This is a genomic window from Stenotrophomonas maltophilia (assembly GCF_006970445.1).
Lineage (GTDB): Bacteria > Pseudomonadota > Gammaproteobacteria > Xanthomonadales > Xanthomonadaceae > Stenotrophomonas > Stenotrophomonas maltophilia_AU.
Window position 1 is genome coordinate 1,770,685 of sequence record NZ_CP033877.1, and the last position, 19,469, is coordinate 1,790,153.

The window sequence follows — 19,469 nt, forward strand, 5'->3', positions numbered from 1 at the left end:
AGTACTTGGCTTAGTCTTCAATCTCGCCACGGCGGGCTGCCGCGCGCACCGCCTGCGCGGTGGTGGCTACGCCGAGCCGTTGTCGCGCTCGCCGCAGGTGGTTCTCCACCGTGCGTGCAGACAGCCCCAGCGTGGCCGCGATTTCAGCCTGGCGCCGCCCGGCGGCGACCCAGCGCAGCACCTCGCGTTCGCGTGCGCTCAGCGCGCCTGCGGGAACATCCGCCGGCGCTTCGGCGAGCCGCCGCGCTGCACGGAAGGCTGACGTTCCGACCATTTCCAGCAGCAGGCGCGCGCTGGCGGACGCATCAATCGAGGTGCCGGCGAAGCTGACCGCACCCTCCAGGCCGGTCGGGCCGAACGCCGGCACCTGCAACCCATGCAGGCCATCGCCGCGCGGCTGCTTCACCACCTGATAGCGTTCGCCGCGCACGCCCTGGCGCTTGCTCCAGAAGAACGGCGCATTGCTGTCCAGTACATGGCGGTTGACCGGGCAGGCGTGCAGGTAGCGGGCGAGTTCGGTATCGCTGCCGTCGCCGAACCAGTCACCCTCGATCCAGTACACGCGCTGCGCGTCGCGTTCCAGCCCGGTCCCGGTGGCAAACACCAGCAGTCGATCGTAGCCCAAGGGTGAGGCGGCGGCGCGCAGCACGCCGCCCACCGCAGGCAGTGACCGCGCCTGTTCCAGTTCCAGCAGCGCGGGCACCAGCGCAGGCATGGGCTCAGCGCCCCGCCAGTGCATCGAGCAGCGTACGCGCGGCCAGCTTGCCCAACGCGTTGCCGGCCAGCGGACTGTCGCCGGTCAGCAGCAGGCGATCCTGCAGCACGCTGCCATCGATGCCTTCATTGACGATCTGCACGCCCTGCTGGGCCAGTCGTTCACCGAAGAACCAACGCAGCTGCCCCGGCATGTAGCCGATCTCCGGTGTCTGCCGGTCCATGGCGTCGGGGAAGGCACAGATGCGGTAGCCACGGAACAGCGAGCCACCATCGGCTTCGTCGACGCCCGCCGCCAGCAGCGCCGCCGGGCCATGGCAGAGGGTGATGATGTGGCGCTGCCTGGCCATGGCCCACTGCAGCGTGGCTTTCACCGCCGCGCTCTCCGGCAGGCCGATCAGTGCGCCGTGGCCACCGGGAATGAATACGGCGGCATAGTCCGAATCGGCTCCCAGGCCGGCCACCACCTCGTCCAGTTGCAACGGCTGGCGGAAGCGCGCCTCGTAGCGTTCGTACAGTGCGCCGATTTCGCGGTCCTCGTGCGGGAAGGCCCACCACTCGAACTTGACGGCGTTGCCGGACAGCGTCGCCACGTCGATGTCGAAGCCGGCCTTGTCCAGGTGGTACATCGGCAGCAGGGTTTCCACCGGATGGTTGCCGGTGGAGAACAGATGGCCATTGGCGGTCGGCAGATAACGCTCGTCGGCGGCGATCATCAGCACCTTCCAGCGGCCATCGCGGCGCGCATCCGGATAGTCGGCCCCGGACAGGTCGCTCCTGGGCGAGGTGAACTGCGACAGCGAGTACGGCGACGGGAAGAAGGCATCGCGCTCGGCCGGATCTGGGCTGGGCTGGCGGCTGGGCTCTTGCGTGTTCATGCGGACCTCCGTTGGGGGAAAGTGAGCCCAGCATAGGAGGCCGCGTGCGCAGGCGCGATGAGGGATTCCCCTCAATCGGCCGCAACCCGGATGCTGCAGCGCGCCACCCGTCCGGTTGGACAGCGGGATTATGTCGTGTTATCTAGCCGGTGCCGGGATAATCCCGGCATAACCACACAGCAGGCAAAGGAGTGAAAATGAAAAGATTCGCCCGAGCATTGCGCGTCAGCCTCAACATCCATCCGACCGAGAAGAGCAGTGTGTGGACTGTCTGGCAGATCTGGGTAGAGTTCTGATTCCACGGCGTCATACCCGCGATTGATCTGCAGCAAGACGAAGGGACTCGTCTTCGAGTCCCTTCTTGCCGGAGGCGTACTTCATGCAAGGGACGTCGAACGAAGGCAGTACAGTTGCTGCCGAACGCCTGGCCGCGCGCGTCGAGCGCGAAGGGCCGGTATTGAAGCTGGAAACCGGCGGCGTCGGGGTGTTCTGCCCGGAGCTGGCCGGCAAGGTCGACAAGGAAAATTCCGAACACCTGTATGTAATCGAATCGCTGGCCGACCTGTTCCGGCGGCACGAGCGCGTGCGCTGGACCGAAGTGCGTAGCCTGATTGCCACGCGCAGTGCCGAACTCACCAGTGCACAGAATCTGGATGCGTTGCAGTCGCGCATGCGGCAGGCGCTGGACGCAGTGTGCGGGCATGAACTGGATGCGACGCCGGCAGTATGGAAGGTCATGGCCCATCCGTTGATCCCAATGGTGATCGACGGGCTGGATGCACGGGGACGCGCCGCCATAGAGCGTGCGCTGCATCTGCGCTATTCCATCCAGGTCGAGCAGGTCATCCATCGGCGCGACCTTCTGCGCAATTTCCTGATCAATCGTGCCGAGTCGCGCACGATTCATTCCGAACTGAAGCGGCGCGTGCGCGATGGCCGTGCTCCGCTGGACTACGCGCAGTCATTGCTGACCCTGCGCGAGCGCATCGGCCTGGACAAGGTTACCTACCTGGTCACCGTGCAGCTGATCGCCATTTCCGGGGTGCCCGGCATGATGGCCGCCTGCCTGCTGCTGGCGATGCAGATGCATCCACACTGGCGCCAGCGCATCGAGGAGGAATTCGCGCCGCTCTCGGATGCGGAGATCCATGCGCTGCCGATGGCCAGGATTCCCTGCACGATGCGCTTCCTGAAGGAAGTGATGCGGCTGTATTCCACGCCCTTCAACAACCGTCGGGTGGCCGCCTGCGATCTGCAGGTGGAAGGGCAGGCCATCGCCGAGGGCACGGTGTTCGAGCTGAGCTCGTTCATCCAGCATCGCTCGGCAAAATACTGGGATGACCCGCTGCAGTTCGATCCCGATCGCTGGCTGCCCGAGCGGCGCAAGCGCACCGCCGGCATCTATGTGCCTTATGGCTTCCCCACGCGCTCGTGCGTGGGGTCAGCGGTGGGCAACGCACAGCTGGTACTACTGTGTGCGCTGCTCGCACGTGAATTCCGTTTCACCCCCAGCGCCGGCTACCGGCCCGAGGTGCGCATGGAAGGCTTCGCGATTCCGGCGGCGCTGCACGGCACGTTCTCGCGGCGTTCGGCCGGTGCCTGATCTGTCGGGACCGAGGCTTACCTTCCCGTTCGCCCGTGTTCCTGCATGTCCTCATGCAGGATCCGCCGCAGCTCGACGATGGCCGGCGTGGCTTCCTGCACGCTGTGCCCGGACACGATCACCTTCTCCGAATCCGCGTGCGGCAGGTGCGAGCTCCAGTAGGGCACCAGCCCGTCATCGGTCTTTTCCAGCGGGCCATCGGCCTTGGCGCGGGCGATGATCGAGTGGTAGTGCACCTTCGGTGACATCGGCAGATCGGCCACGGCGCGGACGAACGGGTCGTCCTTGTCCAGGTTCTGGATGCTGTTCATCTGGTAGCCGTGCTTGCCATCGTTGCGATCGATCTGGCCGTCGTTGGCCAGTGTCGCCACGTCTTCCAGCACGGTCAGCGGCAGCCGTACCAGGCGGCCGATCCAACGGCCGAGGCGGGTGCCGGCCACGTCGGTGCCGCGATGCGGCGTGGCGATGAACACCACCCGCGATACCTCCGGTTCCGGCAGGAAGGTCAGCACCGGCGCGCCCTTGGTCCGCAGCAGCTCGCGCTGGGCGGGCGTCATCTGCGCGGTGGCCAGCAGGGTGTCGACCAGGTGGTCGCCGGAGGAAGAGACCATCAACCGCGAGATCACCCCGCCCATGCTGTGCCCGACCAGCACCATGTCATGCGAGGCCTGAGCCTTGCCGCTGGGATCGAAGTGCTTGAACACTTCGGCCAGCGTGTGGCGCATCGCATCGTGGCTCATCGCGATGGGCATGTTGGTCGGGTAGTAGAACTGCCAGACCTGGAAGTCCTGGCGGATCTCGTCGTCGCGCATCAGTTCGTTGGCCACGTTGACCCAGGCTTCCGGACTGCTGGCCAGGCCATGGATCATCAGCAGCACACGGCGGTTCGGGTCGTAGGGTTGCATCATGTACAGATGCGGCGTGTCGATGCCGCCCTTGCCACCAAACAACGAGCGCAGCGACTGGTGGCTGAAGTTGGAGCGTGCCAGCCACAGCGCATAGCCGGCAGTGAAGTTGGCCGCCAGTGGCACCTGCTGGCCGTGCAGGGTCACTTCCGAGACCTGGTAGGGATCGTGGATCTCCAGTTCCGGCTCGTCGTCGTGCAGCACTTCCCACAGGTTCTTTCCCGAGAAGCGCAGCAGCACCGTCATCGAAGGCGAGGGCATCTCGCTCCAGCTCTGCGCGGCCGAGGTGCTTGCCTGCGCGGTGGGTGTCGTTGCCGAAGGCGGGGTGGCCGTGCTGCCGGCCGGGTCGTCCATCACCGCCACCAGCTCGGCACCGAAGCCATCGCGGCGATGCACGCTGCGCAGCGTGCCGGTGAAGGACAGCGAGGCCGCCGGTACCAGCTCGGTAGGGGTACGCGTATCCAGCGGTGATGCTTCGCCTGAAGGGGCCAGCACGAAGGTCCAGCGGCCCAGCTGGAAATGGCTGGCCTGGCTGTGCACGCGGCCGGTGGCATACGCGTTGTACAGCTGCACCGAGGCTTCCTGCACAGCCAGGTTGTAGTAGTCGCGCACCTGGGTCTGGCGGTCTTCGAAACCACGCTGGTTGGCGGTGCGTTCGGTGAAGAACAGATAGGCATAGGCCTGGCGCGCGACCTGCATCCAGGCGTCCAGCCGCGGCTGGAAGTCGGCATCCAGCTCGGTGATCGCGGTCTTGGCGCGGCCGGATGCCGAGTACTCGCGCTTCGGCGCCGGCAGGGTCATCGCATACTGCAGCCACAGCTCGGCCAGGCTGGAGCGCTTGTCTTCCTCGCGCACCACGATGCTGCCTTCCATCGCCTCGATGCAGGGCAGGCCAGGCTTGGCACAGACGCCCTCATCGAGCCCGGCCACGCGCAGGGTCTCGGTCGTCGCCGCGCTGAGCTTGCCGGTGGTGAGGATGTCACCGCGCTTGAGCGCGATGTACTGGCCGGGCGTGACCGAGGCAACCTGCACCGACGGTCCGAACTGGCGCAGCGTCGCGCAGCCGCCCAGGGTGAGCAGCACGGTGAAAATGAGGGTCGTGCGGCCGATGAAGCCCAAGCCCGTGGTAGCCATACGATCCTCCTGCGCGGTGGCGCCACTCTAGCGGCCGGCCTGTCAAAGCGGAATAGACCGGGTGGTCGGTTTGGGCCTGGCCGCCGTGGGCGATTCAGCCATTCCCGTGTGACACTGCGGTGAATGGAAGTGACACGGTGATGGCGATGGCCTGGCTGGAAACCCGCATTCCCCCGCCCGTGGTGATGCTGCTGTGCGCCGCTGCAGGCTTTGCAGCACGCTGGCTGCTGCCGGGTTTCCACCTTCGGCTGCCGGTGCCGGTTCTGCTGGCAGGCGTGATGATGACGCTGGGTATCGTGCTCAATCTGCTGCCCAAGCTGTCGTTCCAGCGCGCCGGTACCACCGTCAATCCTCTGCGACCTTCGGCGTCGAGCGCGCTGGTTACCAGCGGAATCTACCGCCGCACGCGAAATCCGATGTATCTCGGGCAGGCGCTGGTCCTGTTTGGGGCCATGGTGTACCTGCAGAACCTGATCGCGCTGCTGGTGGTGCCGCTGTTCCTGGTGTACATCACCCGGCTGCAGATCCTGCCGGAAGAGCGGGCACTGATGGCCCGCTTTCCCGAGGCGTACGCGCAGTACCGCCATCGCGTGCCGCGCTGGCTGTAGCGTCGGCTACGCCATCAGCGGCTGATCTGGCACTTCACCGCTGCCGAATAGCCCTCGTAGTCGTCGCCCGCGATCACGTGCAGGGTGTGGCGCTTGTCGATGCGCTTCACGTACGACGGCTCTTCGGTGTTGGCATGCTCGTTGACCTCGGTCACCGACCAGGCCTTGGCCAGGCGCTTGGAATCGACGCCGTTCAAGTACACGAAGAGGCTCTTCTCGCCCTCGGCCACGTTTACATCGGCACTGGTGACCGTGCCGCCAAACAGCGCGACCGGCTTGTCCTCCGGCTCGAAGGTGCCGCCTGGCTTCTTGGCCAGGCCAGCCGCCTGCAGCGCATCGATGGCTTCGGCTGCACTGAAGTTCGAGCCGGCCTTGCAGGCCAGCAGCGCTTCCAGCGTGGCAGTGCCGGGTGGGGCGATGGCCGGTGCCGCAGCGCGCGCGACTGGGACCGCGACGAGGGCAGTGAGGAGCAGGGAAACCGTGAGGGCAGCTTTCATGGCAGATCCTTCTGATGGGGGCAGGAATCAGAACGCCGGTTCGATTACCGGGAACTCTTCAGCGGAGGAGTAGAGGCGATACGCCTGCGTGGCGCCGGCGCGGACGTTGATTTCGGTCGAGCGCCGACGGGAATTGTTGGTCTTCTCCGATTGCAGCACGCCGCACAGGCCCCGCCCCTGGACAGGCGTGGCGGTCAGTACGTGGCGCCCCTCGGCCAGGACAAGGGACAGGCGCTCGGCGGGGTCGAGGTGTGCGGCCATCTTGCCGTCGACCATGACGCCCATGTAGCAGCCGCTGCCCACGAATCCGACATCGCGGGTGATCGTGATGGTGCCCGTGGGTTCACCCTGGGCATCGATCGGGAAAATGCGCGCGGCCGGAGCATCCTTGATCTGCTCGGGCGACGCCTGCTTGGTGGGCATGCAGCCGGACAATGCGGCAATCAGCAGGGCAGGGACGAGCAGCTTCTTCATCGCAATTCTTCCTTGGCGGAGATCGGGGTCTCGATGGCCGGAATGATGCAATGAAAAGGGCCTGGAGTTACAGCCTTCCAGGCGTGCGGGGACGAAGATGGCCGGAACCCAGTCGTCACGGGATCCGGCTTCTTGCCTCGGACGGGCAAGTTTTCCTTGAACTTGTCGGCCGGGTAGACTCGCAGGCCTACAGGGAGGACGCATGAAGAAGATTTCGGCTCTGGGGTTCTTGGTCCTACTTGCCACCGGATGTTCCTCAACGGCAGTAGCCCCAGGGACAGCGAAGGCTGTGTCAGCCGGTCGGTTGTACGACGCCAGTTACCTTGAGAGCAGTCCCGATCGCTCTGCCACCATCAACGTGACTCGTGATAAAGGATTTGCGGGCGGTGGCTGCTCGTTCGACATCCTGATAGACAACCAGAAGGTCGTTGCGTTGAAGCCAGGCGAATCGGTCAGCATGCACGTGGTGCCTGGAACTTACTTCCTAAAGCTTGAGGCCGGTGGCGGTCTTTGCCAGAACGTTTCAACGTTCCAGAACTTGACGGTCGCTGCTGGCGATGTCCTGGCCTATCGCATCTCCTGGCCCGCCGGTGGACGGCCAACGATGGAGCGGCAGTAGGCTGCCGCTCCTCTAAGAGTTGCAGTACTTCTAGCTAGTTGACGCATTCCAAGCGCTGGATGTACCCCCGCAGTCGTACGGCCAGCAATGGAAGCCTTGGGCAACATGGAACAAAAAAAAGCCGGAGACCCTTGATTTTCTTGGGTTCCGGCTTCTTTTTGGTCCCGACTGGACCGGTAAATGGTGGAGGTGGGCGGAATTGAACCGCCGTCCGAAGGCACTCCATCCCCAGCACTACATGCTTAGCTCACCGTTGAATCTCGTCCCCGAACAGCACGGTGCGCAAAGCGCATCCGGGAACCAGCCTGTTGTGTTCTAGTGCCGGACTGACAGGCAGCCACCCAGCGCGATTCCATGATAGTGACTCTACGCTGCGAGCATGGACACAAGCAGTTTCGAGGCTCCGCCTAAGTCGGCAGAAGGTCACGCACCGCAGTTTTTAGGCTGCGAGAGCGACCGGAGCGTAGTTGTCGTCGTTGGCAACTAGAGTTTTGCAGCTGGATTTACGAGGACAGCTACCCCCTCGGCATGCGCCAGGCGACTTCACAACCCCCGTCGAAACCAATGCACCCCCGGTTTCTACAGTGCTGCAAGGTACAGGGCCGATTCCGTGTCGCCACGGGCAGGGCCTGCCCAACGATGCGAATGGTACGGCAATCTTCCTGAACAGTCACGCCCGGCACGTGGATCCGCCTGAACGCAGCCACGCAGCCATCTGCCACGCCAGGCGGCCGGCAGGGTTGGGCCCAGCTCAACGCCCGCCCGCCTCCGGCCATTCGGGCGGGGGGAAGGTCGTGGCCAGAAGAACCAGCTCCTGGTTGCTCGATACCCCGAGCTTTTTCATGGCGCTGATCTTCTGCGCGCTGATGGTCTTCTTGCTCCGCTGCAGCAGCGTTGCGATGGCGGTGACGTTCATGCCGGAAAGATAGAGCCGAAGGACCTGCTGCTCGCAGGTGGACAGGGTACCGGTGCCGACGATCACTGGACGCTGGTTGTGGGCAGCAGCGGGAGCACCGCCCTTGAGCGTGTCGATCACGCCCCGGATGAGGGTGTTGATGGGGCAGGTCTTGTCCTGCACAAGGTGGGCGCCTGCACGCAGAATGCGCCGGTGCAGCGCGTCGCTCGGTTGCGATGTAATGACGATGATGCGGGTGCTCGGCGACAAGCGGCCGATATCCGCGATCGGTGCGTGGCCGGGGTGCGTGCTGCCTTCCACCTGCAGGGTGTAGCCGGTGATGACCACGTCGGGCTGCTGCTGTTCCACCAGTTCCAGCAGCACGGTGCGACGGGTGGTCTGGCCGGTCACCACAACCTGCGGAAGCACCCGCAGCGAGCTCACCATGCCGAGCACGAAGATGGCATGCTCGTCCGCCACCACCACGGTCTTGCCGGTCGCAGCGGTCTGGGAGCCCGTACCCTGCAACCGTTCACCCCGATGCAGCGCGCGCAGCACGGGGGCGCAGCAGCCACGAGAACACGCCATATCCGGCAGGGCGGGCCGGTGGCGTTGTGCCGACAAACGCCGGCCACGCTTTCCTGGCTTGTTTCAGGCCGTGCAGTGCGAGCTGTACATCCTGCAGCCGCATCTGCGTGCGCCGGGCGATGTCGTGCGCACTGGCGCCCCTTTCCAGCATCGGCGCGACCCGGTCCAGGAAACGCTGGAGCTCCAGTGGAAGCGCGGCCTTCTTGGCCTTGATCAGCATGAACACCGTGTCCGGATCGGATAGCGGGCCCGTCGCCGGGTCTGTCGCTGAAACGGTCGGCTGTCGGCGCGGAAACAGCTGCAGCAGGTCCAGGTGCAGGGCCTGCGTCGCGTAGATCGGCTTCTGTTCGAAACTGAAACTGCATCGGTGCCTGGAGAACCACCGGGCAAGTTTGAAGATCCGGTCCTTGCCCTCGATGTTCTGCTCGATGGAGAACGATGCGACCAGTCCCGCGGCCACATGCAGGTTCAGGGTTTTTCCCTGGACCGGGCCGAGCGAAAGCACGCCCGACCGTGCGCCAATCAGCACGATGATGTCTTCCAGGTCGATGCCGTCCAGGTCGCCATGAAACGCCATGCCTCTGCCCTCCCGATCCATTCCATGTTGCGGTCCCGGACACTGCAGGAACGCCGCGACTGTGAGGTGGCGAGAATAATGCGGGGAGCACGTTGGCCCGCATGAGACCATTCCGATTCTGGCGTGCCGCACCCTGCTGCAAGGCCTGGAGTACCTGGAATCACCGCTGTTTTCGGGGTTGTCTTATTGGGTGCCGGCATGCGCCTCCCTACCATTTTCTCCTTCACTGGAGTCCCTGCTTTCGGCGGCGGGCACACATAGGGAAGGAGTGCGTGATGGCCTCGATCAGGGTCCTGTTGGTGGGTGAGCGAACAATGGAGCGGCTTGCGATGGAGTCGCGCCTGTCGATCGATGCGCGGGTCAGCGTTGAAGTGGTCGGTGACGCGTGCAGCGCGGCGACGCTGGTGGAATGGCGGCACTACAGCCTGCTGGTGGTGAACGTCGTCGGCCTGGGGCGGTCGCTGGTGGACCTGATCAACACGTTCTCCGAGCACTCGCGCGAATCGCGTATCGCCTTCTTCGGTGGCAGGTCCACGGCGATGGTGAAGGCTGCGGAGCTGATTTCCCAGGCGCGAGGGCTGTGCCTGCTGAAGGTTCCCGGGCTGGATCAGCCTGAGGATGGCAACCGGGAGTACCGTCGGTTCGTCGGTGAGCGTGTCTGCGCTGTATCGGTCGACTCTGTGCATGAACGTTGCCAGGAGCCGCCCATCGTGGCGCAGCCCTCGCTCTCTGCTTGAGCTGATCCGCCGCCTGGTCCCAGCGGTGGGATTGGCGGCGTGCGCGCAGCGTTGTCAATCTGCAATAAGTTGCACTGCAGGGGTCATAGCGGATTGGTAACTTCATTGGCACGAATTTGCGACACACTGAAGACGACCATCCGAGCCAGGACAGACACGGAGACTGTGGGTGACCGAGGCAAGCCAACAACGCAGCCTGCGACAGCTGGTCGGACCCGTCGGGGCCGACTACCAGCGGCGCGCATTGCCCCCCGGCTGGGTCTGGGCCGTGCTGGGCGCGCTGCTGGCGGCCACCTGCCTGACCGAATTGCCGGCCACGGCGGCGGCGGCACTGGTGGCCAGCGCGGTGGTGGTGCACTGGCCGCAGCGCGGCCGTACCCACTGGCTGGGCTGGCGACTGCCGGCGTTGGCAGTGATGGCGGCCCTGCTGTGGGGGCCGGAGGTGCTGTCACAGTGGTTTGAACACGGCTTGGCCGTGGTCCTGATGTCGCTGGCCAGTCTCAGTATCGGCGTGCATGTCTGGCAGTCGCGCCAGCTGGCGCGCCAGTTGCAGGGTGCGGCCGATTCGCTGGATGACGCCGAGCTGCTTGCCCTGTTGCCAGCCGATGCGGCCCCTCTGGCACAGCAGTGGCGCGCGGGCGATGACCGTCATGCGCCGGAACTGGCGGTGGTGATGCACCTGGCCGTGATGCACGCGGCGCTGGCACCGCGCATGCGCGGGCAAAGCGTGCTGGCAGGGTGATCGGTCGGCGGTTTCTACAGCCGCCGTGGTCAGGAGCCTGACAACGGCTTGCGCAGGTAGATCCGCTCGTGACCGGGCGGGCAGTCGGGCAACCGCCCATATACGGTGTAGCCCTGCCGCAGATAGAAGGCTTCGGCCTGCCAGTCGAAGGTATCCAGCATCACGCTGCGGGCGCCATGGCGGTACGCAATGGCTTCCGCTTCCGCCAGCAGCCGCTGGCCGATGCCTTGCCCGCGCAGTTCCGGGTCCACCCACAGCACATGCACCTGCAGCCAGCCGGCACAGACGTCGGCCAGCACGCCACCGCGCAGCGCGCCGTGCTCGTCATGCCAGGCCAGGCGCACTGGAATCTCATCGAACGCATCGCCGCCGTGGGCCTGGTTGAAGGCCAGCAGGCGCGCGCACAACGTGCGCGTTTCATCGGCGCTGGCGGTCACCATGGCGCCGATGGGGGTGATCATGCGTCGCGGTTGCCGCGACGCATCACACGCTGCTTCTCGATCGCCCAGTCGCGGTCCTTGGCGGCATCGCGCTTGTCGTGGGTCTGCTTGCCCTTGGCCAGTGCGATCTCGAGCTTGATCTTGTTCTTGCTCCAGTACATCGCGGTGGGCACGATCGTGTAGCCATCGCGCTCGACCTTGCCGACCAGCTTGTCGATCTCGTTCCGGTGCAGCAGCAGCTTGCGCTCGCGCCGGTCATTGGCCACCACGTGGGTGGAGGCCTGGATCAACGGGGTGATCTGCGCGCCGATCAGGAAGATCTCGCCCTGCTTCACATAGGCGTAGGCGTCGATGATGTTGCCGCGGCCCGCGCGGATCGACTTCACCTCCCAGCCCTGCAGTGCCAGGCCGGCTTCGAAGCGCTCTTCGATGTGGTACTCGTGGCGGGCACGCTTGTTCAACGCGATGGTCTTGTTGGCCGTCGCGCTCTTTGCTTTATCCTTGCCGCTGTTCTTGCTCATTTCCGTATTGTCTCCGATTCGGGCCCGCCCGGTCGATTGCCGAAACGTCCTGTATTCATGCCTACTATCCGCCGCAGCGCCCTGGTCGAACATTCGGCCGCGCGCATGTTCGACCTGGTCAACGATGTCCAGGCCTATCCGCGCCGCTTCCGCTGGTGCTCGGCTGCCCAGATCCTGGAGCAGGGCGAGGACCGCCTGGTGGCGCGCCTGGACCTGGGCCTGGGCTCGTTCAGTACCTGGTTCCAGACTGAAAACACCCTGCAGCGCCCGCACAGCATTGATATGCAGCTGCGCGATGGCCCGTTCAAGCAGCTGCACGGCCGCTGGGAATTCCATGCGCTGGCCGAGGATGCCTGCAAGGTCACCCTGACCCTGGAGTTCGAACCCAGCTCACGCCTGCTCGGTCCGGCCCTGGCGATCGGCTTCCAGGGGCTGGCCGATCGCATGGTCAACGATTTCGTCCGCGTCGCCGACGAGGCCTGATCGATGATCGAGGTCGAGGTGGTACTGGCCTGGCCGCAGCGGGTGCTGTCGCGCCGCTTGCAGCTGGAAGAGGGTGCGACCGTGGCCGACGCCATCGCCGCCGCCGCGCTGGAAGGCAGTGCCGACTGTCCGGCCGCCGCCGTGCATGGCGTGCTGGCACGTCCACAGCAGGCGCTGCTGGAGGGTGACCGCATCGAGCTGCTGCGCCCGCTGCTGGCCGACCCCAAGGACAACCGCCGGCGTCGCGCGCTCGGCGGTTGATCCCGGCAACCCGTCCGCGTGGACGGGCAGGGGGCCTCAGCGGCCCTTCTTCTTCTTGTCCTTCGGCAGGTTGCGGCCGAACTGGCGGACGGTCTGCTGGGCCAGGGCCTTGTCGTTGCCCGGGAAATACTCGCCTTCCCAACGGGTCACGTTGTCGTTCTCGAAGAACACGGTGAAGTTCTTCACCTCGGTACGGCCGAGGCGGTTCACGCGCTGGCTGGCGGTGTAGTCCCAGCGCTGGGCGTGGAACGGGTCGGGAATGGACGGGGTGCCCAGCAGCGCGGTGACCTGCTGCTTGCTTTGCCCGACCTGCAGCTTGGCCACGGCATCTTCCCGGATCAGGTTGCCCTGATAGATGGGTTGCTTGTAGATGATGCCGCACCCGGTGGTGGACAGGGCGACGGCGGCGACCAACAGGAGATTGCGCATCGGGACTGGCGGTTGGGGAAATCAAACCGATGATACACTCCCGGCGTGCCACCGCGACCCAATCCGAGGCAGCTGGCGCTAAATCGCCAATGAACGGAGACCTATGGAAACCCACGACCTGCGTAAAGTCGGCCTGAAGGTGACCCATCCGCGGATGCGGATCCTGGCGCTGCTCGAGCAGCGCAATGCCCAGCACCACATGACCGCCGAAGACATCTACCGCCAGCTGCTGGAGCATGGCGACGAGATCGGGCTGGCCACGGTGTACCGGGTGCTGACCCAGTTCGAGGCCGCCGGCCTCGTGCTCAAGCACAATTTCGAGGGCGGCCAGGCCGTCTACGAGCTGGACCGCGGCGGCCACCACGACCACATGGTCGACGTGGACAGTGGCAAGATCATCGAGTTTGAAAGCCACGAGATCGAGGAGCTGCAGCGCAAGATCGCCGCAGACCACGGCTACGAGCTGGAAGAGCACTCGCTGGTGCTGTACGTGCGCAAGAAGCGCAAGTAAGCCGTTCCAGCCAGCTGGATGCGACGAAACCCCGGGCTTGCCCGGGGTTTTTCGTTGCTCACAGTAGATCCACGCCATGCGTGGATGGCCCCAGCAACACCTCCAGATCCACCGCCTCGGCCATGGCCCGGTTGCCCGCATCGCCCGGGTGCAGGTGGTCACCGGAATCGTAGGCGGCGGCCATCCGTGACGGATCGGCCGGGTCGCGCAGTGCGGCGTCCAGGTCGATCACCGCGTCGAACGGGCTGTCCGTGCGCAGCCAGGCATTGAGCTGCCGTCGCAGGGCGTCCTTGTCCGGGTGGTAGTAGTCGTCCAGCGGCGTGCCGGGCAGGGCACCAGCGAACGGTGGCAAGGTAGCGCCCACGATCCGCACACCTCGGCGGTGGGCCTGTTCTGCCAACGCGCGATACCCCGCCTGCAGCTCGCCCAGCGTGGGCCGGGGCTGGTTGCGGGCGAACGCGGTGCCGGGCCAGCTGATGTCATTGATGCCGATCAGCACGATCACGCTGGCCACGCCGGGCTGATCCAGTGCGTCGTGCTGGAAGCGGGCCAGTGTGGACTTGCCCATGCCGTCGCGCAGCAGTCGACCGCCGGAGATGCCTGCGTTGACCACGGCAACGCCGCGCGGTGCCAGGCGTGCGGCCAGATGGTCGGTCCAGCGCTGGTCCTGGTCGAGACTGGCGGTGGCGCCGTCGGTGATCGAATCGCCGATCACCACCACGCTGCGCGCGCTGGCGCCAGCGCCGGCCTCGACCTCGATACCGGTCAGGAACAGGCGGGCAGTGGTGCTGCTGGCTGCGCTCAAGGCCGGGGCCCGGCTCTGGTCGCCGGGGGCGATCCAGCTGGTCTGGCGGCCTTCCCAATGGAACGTCTGCACCGGCGTCGGCCCCGGCACAAAGACGCTGACCTGCAGCGCCTGGCGGTTTTCCGTGGCCAGTGGCAGCGGATCGCTCAGCCGTTCCTGGCCGGGGCCGATCAGCACCCCGGGCTGGCCGTCGAAACTGAGCGCCTGAGGTGTGGCCCCCGCCTGGGCGGCCACGCTCGCCGCCCCGATCCGCAGCGGTTGGGTGCCATAGGCATTGCTCAGCCGCACCCGCAGCCGCGGCCCGCCCAGGCTGATGCGAGCGGTCTGGCGGAAGGTCTGGTTCTGCAGCGTGGCCGGAACCAGGGTCGGGAACAGGAAATCCGCGCCCCAGACCGGTTGCGGGCTGGCCTGCCAGCTGGCGACCCAGTGCGGGGCGGATGCGGCACTGGCGACGCCGGACAGGGCGAGCAGGGCGGTGGTGGCGAGGTGGCTCAAGCGGTTCATCGGGCGGTCCCGAGTGGAGGGACCGCCATGGTGATTCCGGGGTTATCTGTGAACTAGACTGCGCATGGATAATCATCTGTGAACTGGATTCATCGCCATGGCGCGACCCGACATCAACCGATCCGGCGAACTGGAAGTGTTCGTGCGGGTGATCGAGACCGGTGGCTTTTCCGCCGCAGCCCGCACGCTGGACATGACGCCCTCGGCGGTGAGCAAGCTGGTGGCCCGGCTGGAACAGCGGCTGGGCACGCGCCTGCTGCAACGCTCGACCCGGCAGTTGCAGCTGACCCCGGAAGGCTGCGCGTTCTACGAGCGCGGCCTGCGCGTGCTGGCCGACCTGGAGGAGGCCGAGCGCTGTGCCAGTGCCCATGCCGAGCCGCGCGGGCGCCTGCGGGTCAACGCCAACGTGCCGTTCGGCCAGCATTTCTTGCTGCCGCTGCTGCCGGCGTTCCTGGAGCGCAACCCGCAGGTGGGTGTGGACCTGACCCTCAACGACGAGGTGATCGACCTGCTGGAGCAGCGCACCGACGTGGCGGTGCGGGCGGGGCCGCTGAAGAGCTCCAGCCTGGTGGCGCGACGGCTGGGTGCGACGCGGATGATGATCGTGGCCGCGCCGGCCTACGCGCAGCGGCATGGGCTGCCGCGCACCGCCGAGGAACTGCAGTCGCACAACCGGCTGGACATCGGCCATGCCCGCGCGATGCAGGGGTGGCCGCTGCTGCAGGACGGGCGCGAGCGGATGCTGTTGCCCAGCGGCAACGCCCGCGCCAGCAATGGCGACGCGCTGCGTCAGCTGGTGCTGGGTGGGCTGGGCATGGCGCGCCTGGCGGCGTTCCAGGTACAGGAGGACATTGCTGCCGGGCGCCTGCTGCCAGTGCTCGAAGAAGCCAACCCGGGTGACCTGGAAGAGGTGCACGCGGTGTTCCTGGGGCAGGGCGGCTACCTGCCGCTGCGGGTGCGTGCGTTCCTCGATTTCCTGGTGGAAAAGGTCGATCTGACGCAGCCGCTGGGATGAAACGCGTTGCCGGCCAGCGGCCGGCACTACCGTGCGCGTTGTAGATCCACGCCATGCGTGGATAACCGCGAACAGGCGTTACACCTGCAGCAGCTTGCGGGCGGCGGCGCGCGCTTCCTTGCTCACTTCCACGCCACCGAGCATGCGCGCCAGTTCTTCCTCGCGCGCCTTGCTGTCCAGCTTTTCCACTGCGCTCTGGGTCATGCCTTCCACCGGGGCCTTGCTGACCCGGTAATGGGCATGACCCTTGGAGGCGACCTGTGGCAGGTGGGTCACGCACAGCACCTGGCGCTTTTCGCCGAGGGCGCGCAGCTTCTGGCCAACAATGTCAGCCACTGCACCGCCGATGCCGGAGTCGACTTCGTCGAACACCATGGTCGGCACCGCATCCAGGTCCAGCGCAGCCACTTCGATGGCCAGCGAGATACGTGACAGTTCACCGCCCGAGGCCACCTTGCGCAGTGCGCGCGGCGGCTGGCCGGCGTTGGCCGCCACCAGGAACTCCACGCGTTCGGCACCCTGCGGATCGGGCTTGCCAGTGTCCTGCGGTTCCAGCTCGATCAGGAACTGGCCGCCGCCCATGCCCAGCTCGGCGATGATGCCGGTGGTGGTGGCCGACAGTTCGGCAGCGGCGCTGCGACGGCTTGCAGTCAGCACTTCAGCCTGTACGCGCCAGGCGGCGGCGGCCTTGTCGATCTCGCCGGCCAGGCGCTGCAGGCGCTCATCGGCGCCACGCAGTTGCTCCACTTCGGCGTGCATGCGCTCGCGCTGCGCGCCCAGTTCGTCCATCGGCACGCGGTGCTTGCGGGCCAGGTCGTGCAGGCGGCCGAGGCGGCGCTCGTTCTCCTCGAACTGTTCCGGGTCGGCGTCGAGGTCGTCATGCACACGGTCCAGCAGCGACAGGGCTTCGTGCAGCTGGATCGAGGCATTCTCGATCAGGCCGTCCACCTCGCCCAGGCGCGGGTCATGTTCGATCAGGCGCGACAGCTCGTGGCGCACCTGCTGCAGCAGGTCCAGCGCGGAACTGCCGTCGTCGCCGTTGAGCTGGTTGCTGGCCGCCTGGCAGGCGCTCAGCAGCGCGCTGGCGTGGGCCTGGCGGCGATGGCTGGCACCGAGCGCCACGATCGACTCCGGCTCCAGGTCTTCGCGATCCAGCTCGCGCAGCTGGTGTTCCAGGAAGCCGATCCGGTCGCTGACGTCGCCCTGTTGCGACAGTGCCAGCGATTCATCGACCAGCGCCTGCCATGCGGCAGCGGCGCGGCGCACCTGGCGGCGCTCGTTCTCGTTGCCGGCATAGGCATCCAGCAGGGCCAGCTGCGATGGGCGCGCCAGCAGGGCCTGCTGTTCGTGCTGGCCGTGGATTTCCACCAGCAACGAAGCCAGGTCACCCAGCTGTGCCAGGGTCACCGGGCGGCCATTGATCCAGGCCCGCGAGCCGCCGTCGGCGCGGATCACCCGGCGCAGCTGGCATTGTTCCTCGTCGTCCAGCTCGTTGTCGGCCAACCACTGGCGCGCGGCCTGCAGCTGCTCCAGCGCGAACTCGGCCGAAAGCTCGGCACGGGCGGCGCCGTGGCGGACCACGCCGCTGTCGGCGCGCAGGCCGGACAGGAAGCCCAAGGCGTCGACCATCAGCGACTTGCCGGCGCCGGTCTCGCCTGAAACCACGGTCATACCTGGCCCGAACTCCAGTTCGGTGGCGCGGACGACGGCGAAATCCTTGATCGAAAGATGTCTGAGCATGGGTAAGGGGGTGTCAGCAGCCGCGCAAAGCTAGCACGCGGGCGCGGGAGGTCCAATGACTTGCCAAGGCGATGCGCCGCCATTATCTAGTGTCCGTGTCTCACAGGTTGATTCCATGCACGGTTCTCCCGACCAGCTTGCCCCGCGTGCGCGCCATCTGCTGCGCACGCTGATCGCGCGCTACATCCAGGACGGTGAGCCGGTCGGCTCGCAGACGCTGGCGCGGGTGGCCGGCCTGGAGGTCAGCCCGGCCACCATCCGCAACATCCTCGGCGACCTGGAAGACCTCGGGCTGCTGGCATCGCCGCATACCTCGGCCGGGCGCATTCCGACCGCGCACGGCTACCGGGTGTTCGTCGACAGCCTGTTGCAGATGCAGCCGCCGGGCGAGGGCGAGCTGGCCCGGTTGCGCCAGGAGCTGGCCGGAGGCGGCAGCACCCAGGCCCTGCTCGGCAGCGCCTCGGAGCTGCTGTCGGCGATGAGCCACTTCGTCGGCGTGGTCAGCGCGCCGCGGCGCGAGCAGTTCGCCTTCCGCCAGGTCGATTTCGTGGCGCTGGACGGGCGCCGGGTGTTGGCGATCCTGGTGTTTGCCGACAACGAGGTGCAGAACCGCGTCATCGAGACCCGCCAGGAGTTCGCGCCGGGCCAGCTGGAGCAGGTCGCCAACTACCTCAATGCGCACTTCGCCGGCCTGCCGATGGCCGAGATCCGCACCCGCCTGCTGCTGGAGCTGCGCGATGCCCGCTCCGAGCTGGAGCAGCTGCTGGCGCACAGCATCGAGCTGGCCGAGCAGGCCCTGCAGCCGGCGGCCGACGACATGCTGGTGGCCGGCCAGACCCGCCTGATGGGGGTGCAGGACCTGTCCGACCTGGAGCGCCTGCGCGAGCTGTTCGAGCTGTTCTCCAGCAAGCGCGAGATCCTGCAGCTGCTGGAGCGGACCATCCAGGCCCCGGGCGTGCGCATCTTCATCGGCGAGGAGACCGGAATGATGCCGCTGCAGGGCGTCTCGCTGGTCACCGCCCCGTACACCGCCAATGGCCAGGTGCTGGGCGTGCTGGGCGTGATCGGCCCCAAGCGGATGGCCTACGACCGCATGATCCCGCTGGTCCAGGCCACCGCCGATGTGCTTGGCGCGGCCTTTTCGCCGGCCGGGCGCACTCCCGGAACATCTGACGCTTGAAACGCAGCATCCCGCCCACACTAGGGTGGGTGGAGGCGGAGATTGACCGCCAGGGACCCAGACATGAACCACGAACATCCAGATATCGAATCCCAGCAGAGTGCCGCCGATGCGGCCGCCGCCACTGGCGTCAACGACGAAGTGGAGCGCCTGCGCGCCGAAGTTGAACAGGTCAGGGCCGATGCGCTGCGCGAGCGCGCCGACCTGGAGAACCAGCGCAAGCGCGTTGCCCGTGACATCGAGCAGGCCCGCAAGTTCGCCAACGAGAAGCTGCTCGGCGAGCTGCTGCCGGTATTCGACAGCCTGGATGCCGGCCTGAAGGCTGCCGGCGACGACGCCCACCCGTTGCGCGAAGGCCTGGAGCTGACCTACAAGCAGCTGCTGAAGGTCGCCGGTGACAATGGCCTGGTCCTGCTGGACCCGACCGGCCAGCCGTTCAACCCGGAACACCACCAGGCCATCAGCCAGGTGCCGGCCCCGGGCGCCGGCCCCGGCACCGTGGTGACCGTGTTCCAGAAGGGCTACCTGCTCAACGAGCGCCTGCTGCGGCCGGCGCTGGTGGTGGTGGCCGCCGACTGATTGACTGGGCCGGGCCATGCCCGGCCCCGG

At 66.5% G+C, this 19,469-nt stretch carries 23 protein-coding genes and 1 other RNA gene; 11 read left to right on the forward strand and 13 right to left on the reverse strand.

Annotation, left to right across the window (positions count from 1 at the left end; translation table 11 throughout):
* Window positions 1-10: 10 nt before the first annotated feature.
* On the reverse strand, window positions 11-715 hold the full coding sequence (locus EGM71_RS08225) for a PA1136 family autoinducer-binding transcriptional regulator (protein ID WP_188489050.1): 705 nt from the start codon (window positions 713-715) through the stop codon (window positions 11-13).
* Between the two features lie 4 nt (window positions 716-719).
* On the reverse strand, window positions 720-1,592 hold the full coding sequence (gene hchA / locus EGM71_RS08230) for a glyoxalase III HchA (protein ID WP_188489052.1): 873 nt from the start codon (window positions 1,590-1,592) through the stop codon (window positions 720-722).
* 379 nt (window positions 1,593-1,971) lie between these two features.
* Here hchA and EGM71_RS08235 point away from each other — a divergent pair, with 379 nt between their 5' ends.
* Entirely contained in the window at window positions 1,972-3,195 is a 1,224-nt protein-coding gene (locus EGM71_RS08235) for a cytochrome P450 (protein ID WP_188489054.1), read from the forward strand.
* A 17-nt stretch (window positions 3,196-3,212) separates the two neighbouring features.
* Here EGM71_RS08235 and EGM71_RS08240 read toward each other — a convergent pair whose 3' ends face one another.
* Window positions 3,213-5,234 carry an esterase/lipase family protein gene (locus EGM71_RS08240; RefSeq protein WP_188489056.1) on the reverse strand — a complete coding sequence of 674 codons (2,022 nt, stop codon included), beginning with the start codon at window positions 5,232-5,234 and terminating at the stop codon, window positions 3,213-3,215.
* Window positions 5,235-5,380: 146 nt separating this feature from the next.
* Here EGM71_RS08240 and EGM71_RS08245 point away from each other — a divergent pair, with 146 nt between their 5' ends.
* On the forward strand, window positions 5,381-5,842 hold the full coding sequence (locus EGM71_RS08245; protein ID WP_188489779.1) for a methyltransferase family protein: 462 nt from the start codon (window positions 5,381-5,383) through the stop codon (window positions 5,840-5,842).
* 14 nt (window positions 5,843-5,856) lie between these two features.
* On the opposite strand, the gene EGM71_RS08250 is transcribed toward EGM71_RS08245, so the two are convergent.
* A complete protein-coding gene (locus tag EGM71_RS08250) occupies window positions 5,857-6,339 on the reverse strand; it encodes a hypothetical protein (RefSeq protein ID WP_188489058.1) in 483 nt (160 codons plus the stop codon).
* A gap of 27 nt (window positions 6,340-6,366) precedes the next feature.
* The gene (locus tag EGM71_RS08255) at window positions 6,367-6,813 is read right to left on the reverse strand and encodes a lipoprotein (RefSeq protein WP_188489060.1); all 447 of its coding nucleotides are present in this window, start codon (window positions 6,811-6,813) and stop codon (window positions 6,367-6,369) included.
* A gap of 202 nt (window positions 6,814-7,015) precedes the next feature.
* Between EGM71_RS08255 and EGM71_RS08260 the strand changes: the two genes are divergently transcribed.
* The gene (locus tag EGM71_RS08260) at window positions 7,016-7,432 is read left to right on the forward strand and encodes a hypothetical protein (protein WP_188489062.1); all 417 of its coding nucleotides are present in this window, start codon (window positions 7,016-7,018) and stop codon (window positions 7,430-7,432) included.
* Between the two features lie 181 nt (window positions 7,433-7,613).
* Here EGM71_RS08260 and ssrA read toward each other — a convergent pair.
* The 3 genes from ssrA to EGM71_RS08275 all read right to left on the reverse strand — a co-directional run bounded on the left by ssrA (window position 7,614) and on the right by EGM71_RS08275 (window position 9,492).
* Window positions 7,614-8,006: a transfer-messenger RNA gene (gene ssrA, locus EGM71_RS08265) on the reverse strand.
* A gap of 177 nt (window positions 8,007-8,183) precedes the next feature.
* Window positions 8,184-8,885 (reverse strand): response regulator transcription factor, encoded by a 702-nt coding sequence (locus EGM71_RS08270; protein WP_188489064.1) that lies wholly within the window; start codon window positions 8,883-8,885, stop codon window positions 8,184-8,186.
* Window positions 8,860-9,492, reverse strand: a complete 633-nt coding sequence (locus EGM71_RS08275) for a DUF4388 domain-containing protein (protein ID WP_188489065.1) — start codon at window positions 9,490-9,492, stop codon at window positions 8,860-8,862. Before EGM71_RS08275 ends, EGM71_RS08270 begins: the two co-directional genes overlap by 26 nt.
* A 275-nt stretch (window positions 9,493-9,767) precedes the next feature.
* Between EGM71_RS08275 and EGM71_RS08280 the strand changes: the two genes are divergently transcribed.
* Both EGM71_RS08280 and EGM71_RS08285 read left to right on the forward strand, forming a co-directional pair.
* Window positions 9,768-10,229, forward strand: coding sequence for a hypothetical protein (locus EGM71_RS08280; RefSeq protein ID WP_188489067.1), 462 nt, complete (start codon window positions 9,768-9,770; stop codon window positions 10,227-10,229).
* 169 nt (window positions 10,230-10,398) lie between these two features.
* A complete protein-coding gene (locus EGM71_RS08285; protein WP_188489069.1) occupies window positions 10,399-10,971 on the forward strand; it encodes a hypothetical protein in 573 nt (190 codons plus the stop codon).
* 29 nt (window positions 10,972-11,000) lie between these two features.
* On the opposite strand, the gene EGM71_RS08290 is transcribed toward EGM71_RS08285, so the two are convergent.
* Together EGM71_RS08290 and smpB are read right to left on the reverse strand one after the other, a co-directional pair.
* Window positions 11,001-11,432, reverse strand: coding sequence for a GNAT family N-acetyltransferase (locus EGM71_RS08290; RefSeq protein ID WP_188489071.1), 432 nt, complete (start codon window positions 11,430-11,432; stop codon window positions 11,001-11,003).
* Window positions 11,429-11,932, reverse strand: coding sequence for an SsrA-binding protein SmpB (smpB, locus tag EGM71_RS08295; protein ID WP_188489073.1), 504 nt, complete (start codon window positions 11,930-11,932; stop codon window positions 11,429-11,431). The genes EGM71_RS08290 and smpB overlap by 4 nt, the downstream gene beginning before the upstream one ends.
* Before the next feature lie 57 nt (window positions 11,933-11,989).
* On the opposite strand from smpB, the gene EGM71_RS08300 reads away from it, so the two are divergent.
* Both EGM71_RS08300 and EGM71_RS08305 read left to right on the forward strand, forming a co-directional pair.
* Window positions 11,990-12,415 carry a type II toxin-antitoxin system RatA family toxin gene (locus tag EGM71_RS08300; RefSeq protein ID WP_087922269.1) on the forward strand — a complete coding sequence of 142 codons (426 nt, stop codon included), beginning with the start codon at window positions 11,990-11,992 and terminating at the stop codon, window positions 12,413-12,415.
* Between the two features lie 3 nt (window positions 12,416-12,418).
* Window positions 12,419-12,676: an RnfH family protein gene (locus EGM71_RS08305; protein WP_188489076.1), complete on the forward strand. Its 258-nt coding sequence runs from the start codon at window positions 12,419-12,421 to the stop codon at window positions 12,674-12,676.
* A gap of 36 nt (window positions 12,677-12,712) precedes the next feature.
* Here the strand turns inward: EGM71_RS08305 and EGM71_RS08310 are convergent, their stop codons facing one another.
* A complete protein-coding gene (locus EGM71_RS08310) occupies window positions 12,713-13,105 on the reverse strand; it encodes an outer membrane protein assembly factor BamE (protein WP_012510752.1) in 393 nt (130 codons plus the stop codon).
* 103 nt (window positions 13,106-13,208) lie between these two features.
* On the opposite strand from EGM71_RS08310, the gene fur reads away from it, so the two are divergent.
* The gene (gene fur / locus EGM71_RS08315) at window positions 13,209-13,616 is read left to right on the forward strand and encodes a ferric iron uptake transcriptional regulator (protein ID WP_005409235.1); all 408 of its coding nucleotides are present in this window, start codon (window positions 13,209-13,211) and stop codon (window positions 13,614-13,616) included.
* Between the two features lie 58 nt (window positions 13,617-13,674).
* Here fur and EGM71_RS08320 read toward each other — a convergent pair whose 3' ends face one another.
* Window positions 13,675-14,925 carry an SGNH/GDSL hydrolase family protein gene (locus EGM71_RS08320; RefSeq protein ID WP_188489078.1) on the reverse strand — a complete coding sequence of 417 codons (1,251 nt, stop codon included), beginning with the start codon at window positions 14,923-14,925 and terminating at the stop codon, window positions 13,675-13,677.
* A 97-nt stretch (window positions 14,926-15,022) separates the two neighbouring features.
* Between EGM71_RS08320 and EGM71_RS08325 the strand changes: the two genes are divergently transcribed.
* Window positions 15,023-15,940 carry a LysR family transcriptional regulator gene (locus EGM71_RS08325; protein ID WP_188489080.1) on the forward strand — a complete coding sequence of 306 codons (918 nt, stop codon included), beginning with the start codon at window positions 15,023-15,025 and terminating at the stop codon, window positions 15,938-15,940.
* 78 nt (window positions 15,941-16,018) lie between these two features.
* On the opposite strand, the gene recN is transcribed toward EGM71_RS08325, so the two are convergent.
* Window positions 16,019-17,680 (reverse strand): DNA repair protein RecN, encoded by a 1,662-nt coding sequence (gene recN / locus EGM71_RS08330; protein WP_188489082.1) that lies wholly within the window; start codon window positions 17,678-17,680, stop codon window positions 16,019-16,021.
* 115 nt (window positions 17,681-17,795) lie between these two features.
* On the opposite strand from recN, the gene hrcA reads away from it, so the two are divergent.
* Together hrcA and grpE are read left to right on the forward strand one after the other, a co-directional pair.
* Window positions 17,796-18,860 carry a heat-inducible transcriptional repressor HrcA gene (hrcA, locus tag EGM71_RS08335; protein WP_188489084.1) on the forward strand — a complete coding sequence of 355 codons (1,065 nt, stop codon included), beginning with the start codon at window positions 17,796-17,798 and terminating at the stop codon, window positions 18,858-18,860.
* Window positions 18,861-18,923: 63 nt separating this feature from the next.
* Complete coding sequence (gene grpE, locus EGM71_RS08340; RefSeq protein ID WP_188489086.1) at window positions 18,924-19,439, forward strand: nucleotide exchange factor GrpE; 516 nt, start codon at window positions 18,924-18,926, stop codon at window positions 19,437-19,439.
* The last annotated feature ends 30 nt before the right edge of the window (window positions 19,440-19,469 follow it).